This is a genomic window from Streptomyces coeruleorubidus (genome assembly GCF_008705135.1).
Lineage (GTDB): Bacteria > Actinomycetota > Actinomycetes > Streptomycetales > Streptomycetaceae > Streptomyces > Streptomyces coeruleofuscus.
In genome coordinates this window covers 4,102,977-4,120,434 of sequence record NZ_CP023694.1, presented here as the reverse complement: position 1 = coordinate 4,120,434, position 17,458 = coordinate 4,102,977, and the positions used below count along the sequence as shown (strand labels likewise).

General features: G+C 67.9%; 13 protein-coding genes, 1 tRNA gene and 1 pseudogene. 9 read left to right on the top strand and 6 right to left on the bottom strand.

Annotated elements, in window-relative coordinates:
- Positions 1-71: 71 nt before the first annotated feature.
- From CP976_RS18920 to CP976_RS18905, 4 genes are all read left to right on the top strand, one after another.
- Positions 72-1,610 carry a sugar ABC transporter ATP-binding protein gene (locus CP976_RS18920; protein ID WP_150481444.1) on the top strand — a complete coding sequence of 513 codons (1,539 nt, stop codon included), beginning with the start codon at positions 72-74 and terminating at the stop codon, positions 1,608-1,610.
- Positions 1,607-2,701, top strand: a complete 1,095-nt coding sequence (locus tag CP976_RS18915; RefSeq protein WP_150481443.1) for an ABC transporter permease — start codon at positions 1,607-1,609, stop codon at positions 2,699-2,701. The genes CP976_RS18920 and CP976_RS18915 overlap by 4 nt, the downstream gene beginning before the upstream one ends.
- Positions 2,698-3,729 (top strand): galactofuranose ABC transporter, permease protein YjfF, encoded by a 1,032-nt coding sequence (gene yjfF, locus CP976_RS18910; protein ID WP_150481442.1) that lies wholly within the window; start codon positions 2,698-2,700, stop codon positions 3,727-3,729. Before CP976_RS18915 ends, yjfF begins: the two co-directional genes overlap by 4 nt.
- 129 nt (positions 3,730-3,858) lie before the next feature.
- Positions 3,859-5,289: a glycoside hydrolase family 43 protein gene (locus CP976_RS18905; protein ID WP_150481441.1), complete on the top strand. Its 1,431-nt coding sequence runs from the start codon at positions 3,859-3,861 to the stop codon at positions 5,287-5,289.
- A 55-nt stretch (positions 5,290-5,344) separates the two neighbouring features.
- On the opposite strand, the gene CP976_RS18900 is transcribed toward CP976_RS18905, so the two are convergent.
- Entirely contained in the window at positions 5,345-5,680 is a 336-nt protein-coding gene (locus tag CP976_RS18900) for a deoxyxylulose-5-phosphate synthase (RefSeq protein WP_150481440.1), read from the bottom strand.
- On the opposite strand from CP976_RS18900, the gene CP976_RS18895 reads away from it, so the two are divergent.
- Complete coding sequence (locus CP976_RS18895) at positions 5,672-6,772, top strand: DUF2332 domain-containing protein (protein WP_425282095.1); 1,101 nt, start codon at positions 5,672-5,674, stop codon at positions 6,770-6,772. The genes CP976_RS18900 and CP976_RS18895 overlap by 9 nt on opposite strands.
- Before the next feature lie 185 nt (positions 6,773-6,957).
- Here CP976_RS18895 and CP976_RS44675 read toward each other — a convergent pair.
- A pseudogene (locus CP976_RS44675) lies at positions 6,958-7,345 on the bottom strand (VOC family protein).
- A 343-nt stretch (positions 7,346-7,688) separates the two neighbouring features.
- Between CP976_RS44675 and CP976_RS18875 the strand changes: the two are divergent.
- The 4 genes from CP976_RS18875 (at position 7,689) to CP976_RS18860 (ending at position 12,696) form a co-directional block, all read left to right on the top strand.
- Entirely contained in the window at positions 7,689-10,472 is a 2,784-nt protein-coding gene (locus CP976_RS18875) for an alpha/beta hydrolase (RefSeq protein ID WP_190146935.1), read from the top strand.
- Positions 10,473-10,781: 309 nt separating this feature from the next.
- Positions 10,782-11,048 (top strand): DUF6959 family protein, encoded by a 267-nt coding sequence (locus CP976_RS18870; protein ID WP_150481438.1) that lies wholly within the window; start codon positions 10,782-10,784, stop codon positions 11,046-11,048.
- A gap of 270 nt (positions 11,049-11,318) precedes the next feature.
- On the top strand, positions 11,319-12,017 hold the full coding sequence (locus CP976_RS18865; protein ID WP_229875774.1) for a hypothetical protein: 699 nt from the start codon (positions 11,319-11,321) through the stop codon (positions 12,015-12,017).
- 178 nt (positions 12,018-12,195) lie between these two features.
- Entirely contained in the window at positions 12,196-12,696 is a 501-nt protein-coding gene (locus CP976_RS18860) for a YfbM family protein (RefSeq protein WP_167537365.1), read from the top strand.
- Between the two features lie 174 nt (positions 12,697-12,870).
- Here the strand turns inward: CP976_RS18860 and CP976_RS18855 are convergent, their stop codons facing one another.
- The 4 genes from CP976_RS18855 to CP976_RS18840 all read right to left on the bottom strand — a co-directional run bounded on the left by CP976_RS18855 (position 12,871) and on the right by CP976_RS18840 (position 16,527).
- Complete coding sequence (locus tag CP976_RS18855) at positions 12,871-13,350, bottom strand: TRADD-N-associated membrane domain-containing protein (RefSeq protein WP_150481437.1); 480 nt, start codon at positions 13,348-13,350, stop codon at positions 12,871-12,873.
- A gap of 467 nt (positions 13,351-13,817) precedes the next feature.
- Positions 13,818-13,913, bottom strand: a tRNA-Arg gene (locus CP976_RS18850).
- Positions 13,914-14,008: 95 nt separating this feature from the next.
- The gene (locus CP976_RS18845) at positions 14,009-14,356 is read right to left on the bottom strand and encodes a hypothetical protein (RefSeq protein ID WP_150481436.1); all 348 of its coding nucleotides are present in this window, start codon (positions 14,354-14,356) and stop codon (positions 14,009-14,011) included.
- 398 nt (positions 14,357-14,754) lie between these two features.
- A complete protein-coding gene (locus CP976_RS18840; protein WP_150481435.1) occupies positions 14,755-16,527 on the bottom strand; it encodes a hydroxysqualene dehydroxylase in 1,773 nt (590 codons plus the stop codon).
- Between the last annotated feature and the right edge of the window lie 931 nt (positions 16,528-17,458).

Sequence of the window (17,458 nt, the reverse complement as noted above, 5' to 3'; positions counted from 1 at the left end):
CTCCGGCCGGGCCGACATCCCTCGGCCGGGAGGCTCCCCGCGGACCTGGACCATTCACGAGGAGCGCTGCCATGGCAGAGCCGCAGCCCGTCCTGGAGATGACGGGCATAGTCAAAGAGTTTCCGGGGGTACGGGCTCTGTCGGGCGTCGACTTCCGGCTCTTCCCCGGCGAGATCCACGCCTTGATGGGCGAGAACGGTGCGGGGAAGTCCACCCTCATCAAGGTGCTGACGGGCGTCTACTCCCTGGACGGCGGCACCATCACCCTGGACGGCGAGTCCGCACGGTTCGGCAGCCCGCTCCAGGCGCAACAGGCCGGCATCAGCACGGTCTACCAGGAGGTCAACCTCTGCCCCAACCTGTCGGTGGCGGAGAACATCTTCATCGGACGCGAACCCACCCGCGCCGGCCGCATCCAGTGGAAGCGGATGCGCAAGGAGGCGGCGGAGCTGGTCGACCGGCTCGGACTCGACATCGACGTCGCCGCGCCGCTGTCCTCGTACCCCCTGGCCGTGCAGCAACTGGTCGCGATCGTACGGTCGGTGGGCACCGGAGCCCGGGACGGCGCGGGACTCGGCACCAAGGTGCTGGTCCTCGACGAGCCGACCTCCAGCCTCGACCGCGACGAGGTCCTCGAACTGTTCCGCCTGATGCGGCAGTTGAGGGACGAGGGCGTCGCGATCCTGTTCGTGTCGCACTTTCTCGACCAGATCTACGAGGTCTGCGACCGGATGACCGTCCTGCGCAACGGCACCCTGGTCGGCGAACACCTGGTCCGCGACCTCGACCAGGTCGGGCTGATCGAGCTGATGATCGGCAAGGCCCTGGACCAGCTCGAGGAACTGCACGAGCACCAGCTGCGCTCCGACCTCGGCGAGACACTGGTCAAGGCCGAAGGGCTCGGCCGCACCGGCGGGATCGCCCCCTTCGACCTGGAGATCAACAAGGGCGAGGTGCTCGGACTCGCCGGCCTGCTGGGATCGGGCCGCACCGAACTCGCCCGGCTGCTGTTCGGGGCAGACCAGCCCGACAACGGCAGGGTGACCATCGGCGGCAAGCAGGTCTCGATGAGCGCCCCGAACGACGCCATCGCGGCCGGTGTGGCGTTCTGCTCGGAGAACCGCAAGAGCGAGGGCCTGGTCCCCGACCTGACGGTGCGCGAGAACATCATCCTCGCCCTCCAGGCGGCCCGCGGCTGGACCCGGCCCATCCCGGCCTCCCAGCGCGACGAACTCGTCGCCAGGTACATCAAGGCGCTGGACATCCGCCCCGCCGACCCGGAGGCCCGCGTGGGCCGGCTCAGCGGCGGCAACCAGCAGAAGGTGCTGCTCGCCCGCTGGCTGATCACCCAGCCGAAACTGCTGATCCTGGACGAGCCGACGCGCGGCATCGACATCGGCGCCAAGACGGAGATCCAGAAACTGGTGGTGTCCCTCTCCGAGGACGGCATGTCGGTGCTGTACATCGCGGCCGAGCTGGAGGAGGTGCTCCGGCTCAGCCACACCATCGGAGTGCTGCGCGACCGCCGGCTGGTGGCGCGGCTGACCAACGGGCCGGAGATCACCACCAGCAAGATCCTCGAGACCATCGCGAGCGGAGAACACCAGTGACCACCACCTCCCGCTGGCGAGCACTGACGCATCACCACCTGTTCTGGCCGGTCGCGGTCCTGATCGCCCTGCTGCTCGTCAACGTCCCCTTCACGCCCGACTTCTTCTCGATCAACATGACGGACGGCCACCTCTACGGCAGCCTCGTCTCCATCGTGCTGTTCGGCTCACCGCTGATCCTGGTCGCGGTCGGCATGACCCTCGTCATCGCCACCGGCGGCATCGACCTCTCCGTCGGTGCCGTGGTCGCCATCACCGGCGCCCTGACCTGTTCGTACATCAGCGACCAGGCCGACCAGAACACCTTGTCCGCGGTGTTCCTGGCGATGGGCATCGGCCTGGTGGCCGCGGTCGTCTGCGGTCTGTGGAACGGCTTCCTGGTGGCCAGGATGGGCATCCAGCCCATCATCGCGACCCTCATCATCATGGTCGCGGGCCGAGGTGTCGCCCAGCTGGTCACCGACGGCCAGATCATCACCGTCAACAGCGAGCCGTACAAGCTGATCGGCGGTGGCTACTGGCTGACCCTGCCCTTCTCCGTGTTCGTGGTGGCCGCGGTGGTGGCCGTCACCGTGGCGCTGACCCGCCGCACGGCGCTCGGCCTGCTGGTCGAGTCGGTCGGCGGCAATGCCGAGGCCAGCCGCCTGGTCGGCATCAGGTCCACCCGCATCAAGATCATGGTGTACATGTTCTGCGCGCTGTGCGCGGGCATCGCGGGCCTGATGATCAGCTCCAACACCTCGGCCGCCGACGGCAACAACGCCGGCCTGTGGATCGAACTCGACGCCATCCTCGCCGTGGTGATCGGCGGCACCTCGCTGCTCGGCGGCCGGTTCTCCATCGGCGGCACGGTGGTCGGCGCCCTCGTCATCCAGACCCTGACCACCACGATCTACACCATCGGCGTGCCGACCCAGACCAACCTGGTCTTCAAGGCCGCCGTCGTCATCGTCGTCTGCCTGCTGCAGTCCCCGAAGTTCCGGGCCAAGGTCTTCGGCGCGAAGGGCCTCAAGGGCCCGCGCCGGGACGCCGCCCCGGTGGAGCCCGCTCCGGCGCCCGACGCCGCCCCGAAGATGGAGGTGTCGCGATGAGCGCGACCACCCAGACCCCCAAGGCGGCTCCGCGCGGCAGCACCGCCTCCCGTGCCCGTGCCACGCGCCTGCTCGGCGACCGGCGTCTGCCCGTCCTGGTCACGGCCGCCCTGTTCATCGCCATGTACGTCGGTGGCCTCAGCCGGTACCAGAACTACGGGTTCGGCGAACCCCAGGTGTTCCTCAACCTGTTCATCGACAACGGCTATCTGCTGGTCGCCGCCATCGGTGCCACCTTCGTCATCATGTCGGGCGGCATCGACCTGTCCGTGGGCTCGGTGATCGGCTTCACCACCATGTTCACGGCGTGGCTGGTGGAACGTCAGGGACTGCCGCTGCTCCTGGTCGTCCCACTCGCACTGGCCGTCGGCGCCTTCGGCGGCTTCCTGATGGGCTACGTCATCCACAACTTCGAGATCCAGCCCTTCATCGTCACCCTCGCCGGGCTCTTCCTCTTCCGCGGGCTGTGCCTGGTCATCAGCAAGGAGTCCATCTCCATCAACGACGCTTCGGTGGGCACCCTGGCCCAGACGCGAGTGTCGCTCGGCATGGGAGAACTGTCGATCGGCGCCCTCGTGGCCCTGATCGTCCTCGCTGTCGCCTGCTACGTCCTCCACTACACCCGCTTCGGCCGCCGTGTGTACGCCATCGGCGGCAACGAGCAGTCGGCCCTGCTCATGGGCCTTCCGTTGGGCGGCACGAAGATCGCCGTGTACACGGTGAGCGGCTTCTGCTCGGCCCTGGCGGGCCTGCTGTTCATGCTGTACATCCAGTCGGGCGACCCGCTGCACGCCGTCGGCATGGAACTCGACGCCATCGCCGCCGTGGTCATCGGCGGCACCCTGCTGACCGGCGGTTCCGGTTATGTGCTGGGCACACTCTTCGGTGTCCTGGTCCTGGGTCTGATCAAGAGCGTCATCACGTTCGAGGGCACGCTCAGCTCCTGGTGGACGAAGATCGCAACAGGTGTGCTGCTGTGCGCCTTCATCCTCATCCAGCGGACCATGACGTCACGCCGGAAGACCTGACGGGCACGCCTGAGGCCGCGACAGCGGCAAGTGATCCGACGCGCTCGGCGCAGCGCCCACGGGGAGCACCAGACAGTCAGACAAAGACAGTCAGAGAAAGACAGTCAGAGAAAGACAGGGGACATGCACATGCGCGCGCTTCTCTCCAGGCTGTCGGCGATAGCGCTCGCCGCCTGCCTCCTCTTCACGGGCCAGGCCCTGACCACACCTGACCGGGCCGCCGCCGCCGACCCGGGCTACCTGATGACGCACTTCATCGGGGAGGGGTCGACCGGTCAGCAGATCTACTTCTCGCACAGTACGGACGGCCTGAACTGGAGTGACCTCAACGGCGGCGGGATGACCCTGCGTTCCACGGTCGGAACCCGTGGCGTGCGCGACCCCGCACTGGTCAGAGCCCCCGGCGGTGACAAGTACTGGATCATCGCGACCGACCTCTGCATCGACTGCGGGCAGTCATGGGACGACTCCATGAACAACGGCAGCCGCAACCTCGTGGTGTGGGAGTCGACGGACCTGGTCACCTGGTCGCAGCCGCGGCTGCTCAACGTCGCCGGCGCGATCCCCGACGGGCGCAACGCCTGGGCACCCGAGGCCATCTGGAACCCCGAGACCAACGACTACGTCCTGTACTGGGCGACGAACGCGACCCGGGGCGGCGTGCTCAAGCACCGCATCTACTACGCCCGCACCACCGACTTCCGCACCATCACCACCCCGCAGCTCTACATCGACCGCCCCGGCACCCAGAACATCATCGACACCCAGATCGTCGAAGTGCCGTCTGGCGTCGGCAACTTCCGCTATGTACGGGCCTCCGGCGACGGCCAGATCACACTCGAAGGCAGCAATTCGATCCTCGGCACATGGACGAACCTCGGCAACCTCTCCGGCATCGGCCTGACCGGCTCCCAGGTCGAGGGCCCGATGTGGATGAAGTTCAGGGACCGCAACGAGTGGACCCTGTACCTCGACCAGTACGCCTCCGGACGCGGCTACATGCCGGTCACGACGACCAACCCCTCCGCCTCCGGCACCTACCGGCTCCCGGCATCGGGAAGCTACAACCTGGGCGGGACGAAGAAGCGCCACGGCGCGATCCTCAACCTCACGGCCGCCGAGGAGAGCCGCGTACTCGCACGCTGGGCCAACACCCCGGCCAAGCGGCTCCAGTCGTTCAACTTCCAGGACCGGTACGTCCGGCACGCCAACTTCGACGTGCGCATCGACCAGAACGTCACCGGCCCGGACGCCCAGTTCCGGCCGCGCCCCGGCCTGGCGGGCTCGGGCACCGTCTCCTTCGAGTCGGTGAACTTCCCCGGCCACTTCCTGCGGCACGCCGGATACGACTTCCAGCTGGCCCACAACGACGGCACCACCCAGTTCGCCGCTGACGCCACCTTCCGTCAGGTCGCCGGCCTCGCCGACTCGACATGGTCGTCCTTCCAGTCGTACAACCACCCCGACCGGTACATCCGCCACTACGCCTACGCACTCCGCCTCGACCCGATCACCACCACGACGGCCCGGAGCGACGCCACTTTCCGCGTGACGAACTGACCCACGCCGACGGGTGATCCCATGACGTGGGGAGGCCGGTAGCCACGGACATCGCTCAAGGCAGGTCGCGGCGGACCAACGCCTGAGCGAACGGTTCTCCGGTGGCCCGGGCGTAGGCCATCCGCTCGCGCACCTCGCTGAGGGTGCGTGGGCGGTAGCCGGGGCCACCGCAACAGCTCTTGTGGAAGCGAACACCGGCATGCAGCAGCATGGAGAGGGTGCGCCAGGCGGCGGTGTCCCGCCTCTTGGGTGCCGCGAAGGCGGAGCCGACGTGGATCAGTGGTTCGGCGCAGCGTGGACAGACCCGGTCGTGGTCGTGGTAGCCGGGGTAGGGCTGCTTGTACGACGCCCGGCAGGGCAGGCAGACGTACGAGGTCTTTCCATGGGCCATGGCGGCAAGGTTAGAGCCGCTGCGGGGCCGGGCTCGACGGATTTCCGGTGGCTCAGGTCTGCTGGTTTCCCGTGTTTTCGTGGTCCGTGCATCTACCGGTACTTCCGGAGTGGCCCATACGATCACGCCATGGCGATGACGGGATTGGACGACCGGATGACGACGGCGGAAAACTACCGTCGCTTCGCCGAGCGCGAGGCGGCCGGACGATCCCCCGCCTACGAGGCGCTGGCCCTCGCGGTGGCGTCCGACCCGGACGTGCTGGGTTTCCTGGGCACCCTGCCCGCCGACAAGCGCCAGCCGAACCTGCTGTTCGCCGCCGCCCGCCACATGCTTCGCATGGTGCCCGACGCGGACTCGCTGCGGGAGCTGGCCATTGTGCGGGCCGGGGAGCTGCGGGCGACGATCCTTTCGCGGCGTACCCAGACCAACGAACCGGGCCGCTGCGCAACGCTTCTGCCCGCGCTGGCTGCGGTCGATGGGCCGCTTGCCCTGATCGAGGTCGGCGCGAGCGCCGGACTGTGCCTGCACGTCGACCGGTACTCCTACGACTACGGCCACACGCACCTGACCGGCCGTGACCCACAGGCGCCGACACTCCGGTGCCGGGCGGAGGGACCGCACCCGGAACTGCGGATGCCCGAGGTGGCATGGGCGGCCGGCATCGACCTCAACCCGCTCAATCCGTCGGATCCCGGGGACCGGTCCTGGCTCGAGTGTCTGGTGTGGCCGGGGCAGACGACCCGTCGCGAACGCCTCGTCTCCGCCTTGGCAACCGCGCGGCGCCATCCTGTGCCTGTGCACGAGGGCGACCTGCTCGAAGCGCTGCCGGCCCTCGTCGAGCAGGCGCCCCGGGACGCGCGTGTTGTGGTCTTCCACTCGGCGGTGCTGGCATACGTCGGACCGCAGCTCCGCGCCGACTTCGCCGGGTTGACCCGCGAGCTTGACGTCGTATGGATCGCGAACGAGGCGCCGGGCGTGGTCGCCGACATCGCGCCGCCCCGGTTCGAGACCTCGCCGTTCGTCCTCACCGTCGACGGCGCACCTGCCGCCTTCACCCACCCGCACGGCGACTGGATCCGCTGGATGTAGCGCATGCGCGAGAGATGCTCATCTCAGCGGCGAGTGGGCGATGCGACGTGTCCGGCACCGCTTCACCAGCCGCCTGCGGTCCTCGACGCTCAGGGATGCATTCGCGTGGGGCACTCGTCGTCCTCTCGAAGTCAGACGACGGCAGGCGCGACACCTGTCGTGCGCGCCTGCCGCATTGCGGCCTTTCAGTCCTGCGGAGCGACGCGGATACGGTTCCCGTCAGGATCGGCCGCGAGGAAGGTCAGCCCGAACCCCGCATCATGAGGTCGCGCAGGATCTTGACCCCCTTGGACTGCATGTCGCGCGCCATGGTGATCGCCTGGTCGTCCGTGTGCACGATGCGGATCCGGGACAGCGTCCAGCTCCACAGTGCCTGCCTCGACGTTTCGCGGGGGTCCCATGCCTCCAACGTCGTGAGCGCCGAGGTGACGATCGGTTGTCGGGCCGCGGAGCCGTCTTGATCAGTGCGGCCATCTCGCGGTTGCCCTGAACCGCCTTGGAGAGAGCCTCGGAGTCGAACACGAAGACGCGCTGTCGCGGCCGGTGCAGCTTCGCTCGGGCGGTGCGGCTCACGCTGGGGACCAAGTTTTTTTCAGAGTGATCCCCGGGGTCGCTGAAAAACGCATCCGGCCTCGATGATCGTCCCCTCGGTGACATTCGGTAAGCCCGCTGCTCAGGTACTGGTCCCATGCTCAGCCACACCCCGGAGCGGCCCGTGAACGGGGCCGGTCCGCCGTGGCCACAGCCGTTCGCCCGTGCGAGCCGCATCGCCCACCGCCGCCCGTTCACCGGGCACCGGTGGCCGCCGAGGGCCCGGGAGCAATGCCGTCCAGCTCCGTCCGGCATGGAATCCGACCGCACATCCGACGACAAGGAGAAACGAGACGTGATACGTATCCCGCGCAGGGCGGCCGCCATGACGGCCGCCGTGACGACCGCCGTGACGGCGGCCTTCGCGGTGGCGTGGGGATGGCCGGGCGCGGTGCAAGCCGCACCCGACCCGGAGCCCCAGAGACCGTCCGCCGGCGCCTCACCGCACCTTCCCGACGGCTGGAGGATCACCGGCTCGGGCGGGACGGAGAAGCTGGAGTGGCGCTCACCCGGCCGGGTGCCGATGGGCGGTGCCCGGATCGAGTTCCGCAGTGGGGGCCGGCTGCTGGGGCATCCCGCGGCTGCCGCGGACGGGCGCACCCTCCGGCTTCCGCTGGACGGGGTACGTCTCGGGCAGGCGCGGGATCTGCGGGTCGAGGCCGCAGGACGGCGGCTGGACGCGGAGGGAACGGACCCCGGGCGCGCACGCGACCTCGACGGCTCTTCGGCCGCGTCGCCTCTGACGGCAACCCCGCCCGCGAACCCTGTGCACAAGATCGATCCCGGTGTCGCCGGAAAGTTCCGTACCGTCCAGGGCGAGTACTCCCTGCCGTCGGTGCGCCTGCCGGGGCTGGACACACGGGTGGAGATGAAGGCCGTGGTCGTGGCGCCGGCCGGTGCCACGGGCCGCCGGCCGTTGGCGCTCTTCCTGCACGGACGCCATGACACCTGCTTCGACGCGGAAGGAACGCTGACCGCGGAGTGGCCGTGCGGCACCGGCAAGAAGCCGGTGCCGAGTTACCGCGGTCACCTGCACGACCAGAAGCTGCTGGCTTCCCAGGGCTATGTCACGGTGTCGGTCTCGGCCAACGGCATCAACGCCCAGGACGTGGTGAGGGCGGACGGCAGCGCAGGGTTCCGGTCGTCCCTGATACGGCTGCACCTGGGGCACTGGGCGGACTGGGCCGCCGACCCGTCCAAGGCACCGGCGGCCGTGCGCAAGGCGCCCCGAGCCGACCTGGGACGTGTGCTGCTGGTGGGGCACTCGCGAGGCGGTGAGGCCGTCAACCGGGCCGCTCTGGACAGCCTGTACCCGCCGCCGGCCGCGCAGGACGGCTACCGGGGCCGCGTCCGCTGGACGATTCGCGGCACCGTTCTGATAGCCCCCTCCGCCCTGGCCCAGAACCCCGTCCCCGACGTGCCGTCCATGACGATCCTGCCGGGCTGCGACGGCGACATGCCCAATCTGCAGGGCGAGACGTACGTCGACGGCACGCGTGGTGTCAGCAGCGGCACGGCCCTGCACAGCGCGGTCTACATGGTCGGCGCGAACCACAACTACTTCAACACCGAGTGGACTCCCGGCCAGGCCGCGGCCTTCGCGGAGGACGACTTCACCTACTCCGGCGACCACGACGACCGGTTGTGCTCGAAGGGCGCCAAGACCCGTCTGACCGCCAAGCAGCAGCAGAAGGCGGGATCCACCTACATCGCCGCCGCGGCCCGGCTGTTCATCGCCCGGGACGACCGGGCCCGCCCGTTGATCGACGGCTCCGGCGTGCGCGCCGCCTCCGCCGGGCCCGCCCATGTGTACACCCACGCCGTCGGCGCCGGGCGCGGCGGAGCCTTCCTGCCGGCCCCCTCCGCCACCGTCGGCGGCGGCAGACTGTGCGCCCAGGTGGACACAAACCCGGCCACCTCCTGCCTGCCGTCCCGCCTCCAAGATGCCTCGCCGCACTTCGCCCTTTGGGAGACGCAGAAGGAGCCCGGCCGCTACGCGCTCGCCATGAGCTGGACCAAGTCCGGCGCCGCCACCCGGCTCAGCCCCGCTCGCCCGGTCTCCCTGTCCGGCGCCAAGGCGCTGACCCTGCGGGTGATCGTGCCGCCCAACACCACCGGCACCCGGCTGGACGTGTCACTCACCGACGCATCCGGCAAGCGGGCCACTCTCGGCCGCGTCCGCGTCGACGGCCTGCCCGGCACCAGCCTGACGTCCTCGTACTGGGCGCGCGAAGTCCGCGTACCGCTGTCCGCCGCGGCCAGGGCCGGACTCGACCTGGCTCACGTCAAGACCCTCCACCTCACCCCCCGCACCTCGTCCGGAAAGGCGTGGCTGCTGGACGCCTGGGGCTGGCGCCCCGGCACCCCCGCGGTCGAGCCGGCTCAACTCGCCCGCGTGGACGTCGGCCGTACGACCGTCAAGGAGGGCGGCCCCGGCACGCGCACCTATCAGGTGCCGGTGACGGTCTCCGGCAAGGGCAGCGGCCAGATCCGGGTGTTCGTGGACGAGCCGGGACACAAGTACCCGGTCGTGCGCACGGTGACGGTTCGCCCCGGCGCGCCCGTCAACGTACGGATGACGGTGAAGGGCGACGACCGCTACGAGGACGAGGTCGACCGTCCGGTGTTCGTCAAGTCGGTCCACGGCGCGGTGGTCGGCTCCCATCGCGGAAAGATCATCGTGGAGAACGACGACCCCAGGCCCACCATGCGGGTGACACCGGTCGCCGACCGCGTCACCGAGGGCAGGCAACTGATCTGGCGGATCAGCCTGTCCGCGGCAGCCGACGAACCCCTGTACGGAGACCTGTGGATCCGGCCCGTCCGCCGTGGCGCCGAGCTGTCCACCAAGGATGTCTCTCCCTCGTGGCTGAAGGAGAACTTCGACGTCTCACCCGGTCCGCAGCGGGCGCTGTCGCGGCTGCCGGACGAACCTCGTCTGTCGTTCGAGATTCCCGCGGGCAGCAGGAGCGTCGACGTGAAGGTGCCCACCATCGCCGACCGGATGACCGAGCCGGTCGAGTCCCTCCTGTTGCGGCTGAGCACGGCCGACGGCGACAAGGACGTCAAGGGGCCGGAGGTCACCGGCACGGTACGGGACGCGACATGACGCGGCTCAACGGTCCCTCGGCGTCCTGCGGCTGACCCCGCAGGCAGCTGCACGACGCAGGCATGGCGCTGCCACCTTCCACACGGGGTCGGAGCCGCCCCCGGTGCCGGCCCCGGACCATGATCGGTCCGGGGCCTTTTGGCTGGTGCCCCCGGCAGGATTCGAACCTGCGACACCCGCTTTAGGAGTTCGATCAGGCGGTTCTCATACGGCCCTCGCAGTCCTGACGGTGTGGCGTGTGTGATCGCTCAAGGCCGCCTGCGTCCACAGTCGTTGATGTCAGCTGGTGATGTCAGGTTGGATGGTCCGATGGAGCGTATAGAGGCCGAGCTGTTCACGGATGGCAGCAACGACGCCGTGGTTCGCCTCCCCGGCCGACGGTTCCCCGGGGTTCTGGTGCAGGGCGACTCCCTTCACATCCTCCGCAGTGCCGTGGCCGAGGTGGTGGAGGCATGCGAGCGAGGCGACGTGGACGAAGCTCGTGACTCCAGCGGCCTTCTTCTGGTGGACCTGGATGCTCTGTTGGCGCGGTACGAGGCTGCGTTGAACGAGCACGAGATTCCGCGGCCGTACTGAGCTGTTGGGCCATCGGCTTGGGAAGCTCCGGTCATTCGGGGCCTGTCCGGGTGCTGACCTGGGTGAACGCCCCGATTGTGGCTTCTCCGGGCTGGGCCGCTTTCACCGTGATTCCCCGCTGTTCCCCGCTCGATCTGGTGGGTTTGTGGTGCGATCGTTGGGGGCCGTTGCTCGTCGGGACAAATTGCTGTGGTTGCTATACGTCGCCGCTGCAACACCCTCGTGACCGGTGCCGAACATATGGAGTAGTGGGCGCGTACCGCTCAGGGGATGATCTGTCTTGTGATAGAGGCGGCAGGCTCGGGCATCGACGGCAGCGACCATGAGTGGATCGAGGGTTTGGCGTGGGCTTACGGCCTGGTAGCACCGGACCCCGTTGAGCGCGCTGCTGCCCTCGACCGTCAAGCCAGAGCCCGCATGGAGGTCGAGGCTGCGCTCGACCGGTTGAACGAAGGACGGTTCCCCATCCACTGGTTGCGGTTCAGAGCCAGGGACCGGGCCTATCGCAGGGCTTGCGGTCGTTGCCTGCCGGGAGCGCTGTGGAGCGAGAGCAGGTACGGCCACGGGAGAATCAGCACTTGGCCGGGGCTGTCCCTCGCTCTGCTCTTCCTGGAGTGGGAGGCACGCTACCCACAGGAGTGGACGGAGCACGCCAAGGACTGGGGCACGAAACAAGCTCTAATCCGTGACCTGGCCGCCACTGACCACGATCGACTTCTGAGAGCGAAGCTTGTCGATCTGGTCGACCTCGCTGTCCAACGGACCTACCGGTGCAAGGACCGTGAATACGTCCGTGTCGCCCGAGCCGTGGACGGAGACGAACTGCGGCACAGGCTCCACAGGGCCCAGCGCTCGGAGAACCCTGTGGCACAGCTTCACGCGCGCTACGTGCTCTGGCTCCTCGACCGTCCCGAGATACCGAATACCCGACACGTCTGGCGCACATGGCTCGCCGGCGCCCTCACCTGATGACTCGTGGCGCATGCGGTGCGTGCAGAGGCATTCACCTGCGTTCATGGGGGGATGGCCACGGGGCTGGGATCGGCTCCAGGTCTCGGCTGAACGGCGGTGAACCGGGCTGAATGAGACGGAAACTGAGACGGCCCGTCCGGTGACCGTTGTCAGTGGCCTCCCCTAGTCTCCGGCCATGAGCATGATCGGTGAGTATCTGCGTGTCACGGCTGCTGATCTTGACCGGGCGATCCGAGGCCCAGACTGGGCTTTGGACTTCGTCGAAGAGGTCCAGGACGCCGAGGAGGGGACGGAGCCTGCGCCGGCCGAAGCGCGCCACTTCAGCACGTACAAGACCTGGGACATGCTCCGCTTCCTCCTGGCGCGCGCCGAGTTCCCCGTGAACGTGATCCACGGTGAGGAGCCGTTCGCCGAGGATGAGGACTGGGGGTACGGGCCTCCGAGGTACCTGCGACCTGAGCGGGTCCAGCTCGCGGCGGAAGCCCTGCGGGCTACGAGCTATGCACAGCTCATCAGTGGCGTGGACCCTGCTGAAATGACCAGCGCCGAGGTGTATCCGCTCGGATGGAGTGAGGCCAACTCGCTGGAGTGGGGTCGTCCCTGGTACGACGGCCTCACACAGTTCTTCGAGGCTGCTGCCAGGGCAGACGACGCGATGCTCGTCTGGCTGGACTGACAGACCAAGGCAGCCGTGAGACCTCAGCGGGGAAGCTGCGATCATTTGTGGCGGATTCGGGCGTTAACCAGGGCGAACGGTCGAGATGTGGTGCCGCCCGGCACGGCTGCTTTCACCGTGATTCCCCGCTGTTCCCCGCCCGATCTGATGCGCTTGTGGTGCGCTCAAGGTTCGTCAGGGCTGACCGGGCGCGCCAGCGTCTGGACGACTTGCTTCGATCTCGCCGGAGACTCGTTGGGTCTCCGGCAGCACACGATCGGTAATAGCTGCCGGATCCGGATCAAGCCCCATATCCTTGATCGCCGCGGTTGTGTTCAACTGATCTCTCGTCTCTGGGCTTACGACACGATCAATCCAGCCTCTAAGCCTCTCCACCTTGTGATCCTCTGCGATCTGCGCGTCCAGGCGTTCGCCCTGTTCAGTCAAATGCTTACGTGCCCTGTTGGCGTGGATCGCGAGAGCTCCGCCACCTCCGGTGATGAGGGCACCCGTCAGACTGGTGATAATCGGCAGGTAGCTAAGGTCCGGGTTGCCTGCGTGAATTAGGGCGAGGATGCCGCCAGCGAGGATGATGGCTGCTCCCCCCGCCATAAACGCGACGCTCAAGCGAAACGTGGCCTCGGCGTGTCGGAGCGCCTGACGGAACGTGTCCATCCGAAGACGCTGTCGTTCAACGGCGAGCCCTTGGAGCTCGGCGGCGGCTCCCTGTAGCTGTGGAACTTGGTTGAGAGTGACGTTGCCCCCCGTCACAACCACGCCGATGTCTCCGCCGACTGCGACAGACCTTTCACCGCTTGCTCGGATCTCACCTGCGCGGGCCTTGCCGCCCTTCCGACGCCCGCCCCAGACCCTCACCATGCGATCCCCCCCTGACAAGCCAGATTTCCAGAGTAGCCGCCGTGCCACGTGTCCGAGAACCAAGCCGCAGCCCTGGAGCACGTGGGCAGTCGCCTACTCACTGATCGCGCGATGCCAGATGGCGAATGGGGTGCGCAGGGCGAAGCCATGAGCCACATGGATCGCCTGCTCAGGAGACGCCCCATCCGCGAGTTACCGCCCGCGTTGATGTCAGAAGTGGATGTCAAAGGCCCCGGACCATGATCGGTTCGGGGCCTTTTGGCTGGTGCCCCCGGCAGGATTCGAACCTGCGACACCCGCTTTAGGAGAGAGGCTGGGGAAACGGGTCGGTGACCTGCTGCTTCGTGGACCGATCTGGCGGGCACGGACGCACCCGACAGACCCTTTTGTTGACCGCTGCTGACCCCTGCATCTTGCACGGCTGTGGCACGGCGGCTGTTCGGTTCGAAGTACCTCAGGTGAGGCTTTCGGGCGATGACATCCAAGCGAAAGCGTCGGCTGTTCGGGTTGCCAGCGATCCGCGCCGCCAAGAATCGGTTATGTCGGTCCAGTGGTCGAGGCGGGCGCTGCGCGCGCCGTGCTCTGCTGCTTGGTCATAGTAGAGAGTGAACCTGTAGACCCTGCCTTCCTCGGAAATCACCTGGCCGTCCTCGTGATCTGGGCCCTCCTGCAAGAGGTCGACGACGATCGTTCGGTCCGGATCAAGTCCCTGGGCCCTCAGAAGCTCCCGCAACCGGCTCCACAGGTCGTAGTCGCTGGTCCGCAGGAGACCGGTGTACTGAACGACGATGCTTGACACCATGCCCCCATGATCGGTCCGGAATGCGGCGGAGGGAAGCCGGCCGCTGAGAAGCTGGCGGTAGACCATCAGCTTGGGAAGCTGCGGTCATTCGGGGCCTGTCCGGGCAATGAATTGGGGGACGCCCTGGCTGCCGCGTCCTCAGGCCGGACCGCATTCACCGTGATTCCCCGCCGTTCCCCGCCTGATCTGGTTCGCTTGTGGTGCGGCTGCCCGGCGCGCGCGTTCCGCTGTGCCGACGCGCACCTGGGGCTGCTGGGCGAGCAGGCCGCTGTCCGTAGGTGATCAGGGCCCCCGCTTTCCAGAGTGAGTGCGCCCCGGCTGGCAGCTGGGAGGGCGACGAGAAGGGTGCCCTCGCCGGCGCCATGGCTGATCAGGTCGAGCGACCGATCCCGACTGGATCACCCCAGGTCGAACGCGTTCGGCAGGCCGGCCTTGAAGCGGAAGTGGTCGTGGCGCTTGAGGCTCTCGAGCTCCGGCGGCCGGAACAGCGGGGTGACCGTGCAGCGCGGCGCACTCGAACCTGCTTGATCCAGAAGGGCATTGACCGCCTGACGGGCCGAGGCGTTCGCGCCCTCCATGGTGGCGAGGTCGATGTCCACGGCGACGTAATCCCCGGACAGGAAGAAGTTCGGGACCGTGGTCCTGGCCGATGGGCGGTTGTGCAGCGTGCCCACGGGGTGGATCAGCAGCTCGTCCTGGTTGGTCGGGTGCGGGGTGCCGATCCCGTCCACTCCGGGGTCCAGGAACCACGAGTGCAGCGTGCCGTCGCGCAGCACTGCCTTGCCGGTGTCGTTGAGTGCGTCCTTGAGCTGTGCCCACACCTCGCGTGCGACCTCCTCGCGGGTGCACTGTTTGGCCGTTTTGCCGTACAGGACGCCAGGCTTGTCCCACTCGGAGATATCCACCGACAGACACTCCTTGGCCACGCCGTCGCCGTAGTCGGCGGCGAAGTCACGCCCTGGCCAGTGCCGGGCCTGGGCGATCGCGGTCAGCGACCATGGCGAGTCGATGCAGTTGAAGTGGCCCTGTACCACGGGCGGCGTCTCGGTCAGATAGAACTGAAGGCCCGTCATCCAGTCCGTCTGCAGCTTGTCGCAGCGCGCCAACTGTGGGTCGGCAGCGCGTAATCCGGCACTCCAGGTGCGCCGCGCGTGCTCCACCGGCATGGCGGAGACATAGTGATCGGCGGTAATGGAGCGACGGACGCCGTCCGCATCCTCGATGACGGCCTCGGAGACCCGCCCGTCTCCGCCCAGCCTCACCTCGTGCACGGTCCAGCCGATACGGAACTCCACGCCCAGGGAAGTGAGATGAGCCACCCAGGGGTCGATCCAGGCCTCATTGGTGGGTGCGTTGAGGATCCGGTCGGGTGGGCCGTCCGCACCCCGTCCGAGCGCGTTGAAAACGAAGGCCTCGCCGAGGGTGCCGACCGTGCGGGTGCTGGCCTCCTCAGCCTTGGTGGCGACGATGTTGCGGGTGACGCCGACCGCGAGGATGCGCTGGTACTCCTTCGACATCTGCCCGGCGCGTACGAAAGTCCACCAAGGGGTGGCTTCCCAGGTGGAGTTGCGGCGCGCCTCGCAACTGGTCAGGAAAACGACGGCGCGGTTCACGAAGTACGCGATCTCATGGAGAGGAAGATGGAATCCCGTCTCCAGAAGACCGGTGAGGGCGCGTCTGATGTCGTCGAGGGTGAGCTCGGCGGGCTCCTCCTCCCCGGGGATGGGTATCCGCAGATCCTCGCGGCCGTTGTTCCGCGCGAACATCATCTCCTTGGGTGCGATCAGGTTGTCCCAGACGCCGCCTGCATTCCCGGGAAAGGGGATGCGCCGCATCGTGTCGGGGAGGTTGTGGTAAATCCCCGGGATGAAGCGGAACCCGTGCTCCGCGGGCAGTGGCTTGCGGCTTCCCTTCGCGCTGTCCGGTACGTCCATGGAGCGGGCCTTGCCGCCGAGCGCCCGGCGCTCGTAGACGGTCACCGCGAAGCCCCGCTCGGCGAGTTCATGCGCCGCCGTCAGCCCGGCGACGCCACCGCCGAGCACGGCGACGGCCTGCTGCCGTCCCTGCGCCGGTGCCGCTGAAGCCGCCGTGCCGGTGCCCAGCGCCACCGCCCCGCTTGCGGCCGCGGCCCCCACGACAAAGGTGCGTCGCGTGCTGCCCGTTCGCCCCATGACCGGTCTCCCCTACCGTCGGTAACGCCTGCGGTCCGGCGGAGGAGCCTAAGGGAGCACCCCTCGACGCGGAAGGCATGGACATGACTGACGTGGGCATGCGCTCGAATGTGGCGCGTTTGCGTTGCCGGAGAGCCGGTCGCATCACCGCCAGGGGTGATCGAAGTGGCGTAGACGGCATGCCACATCGCACGCCGCACAGGAACCGAGAAGCGTCGTCGACGGTGACGGAGCCGGGTGGCCAAGAGCCGGGTAGCTCAGGGTGGGGGATCGCACTTGGGTTCGTCCGGGCGCGGGGCGATTACGCCGAGGCCGTGTAGGGCGCGGTTCACCTCGGGGTACTGGCCGCGCGACTCTTCCTGACGCCGTTGGAGTCCGCGATGCTGTCGCGGGCCTTGTCGAGGGATTCGTAGATCGCCGTGGTCCGCCGTTCGAACCTGGGAGGGCGCCGCCGGTGTCGGCGGTGCCCTGCTGAGCACGTGGACAGACGTCCGGCAAGGTGCGGCACCGGAGGATTCCGGCGCCGCACCTTCCGTTGGCGCGGTGGTGGCAGGCAGCGTTTCGATCAACGTTTCTTCAACAATGAACCCCAGGTCGCTGACCTGGGGTTTTCATTGGAGCGGGTGACGAGAATCGAACTCGCGCTCTCAGCTTGGGAAGCTAGGGTTCTGCGTGGCCGGCAGGCTTGTTGGCCTGCTGAGAAGCGGTGTCTTGACCTACGGGCGTGCTGGGTGGGTGACTGCTGTTCCCCGTGGTTCCCCGCACTACCTGGCACGCATCTGGCACGGCAGTGAATTCAGCCGAGTCAGTCAGTCGCGTCGCAAGTTCGGTTGCCGAGGTCGGTGGAGGCGATCAATGAAGGGCTCCGGCGGGCTGGAGCCCCATGATCAGCGTGTGACTGCCACCAGCGCCGTAGTGACACTGCAAACCA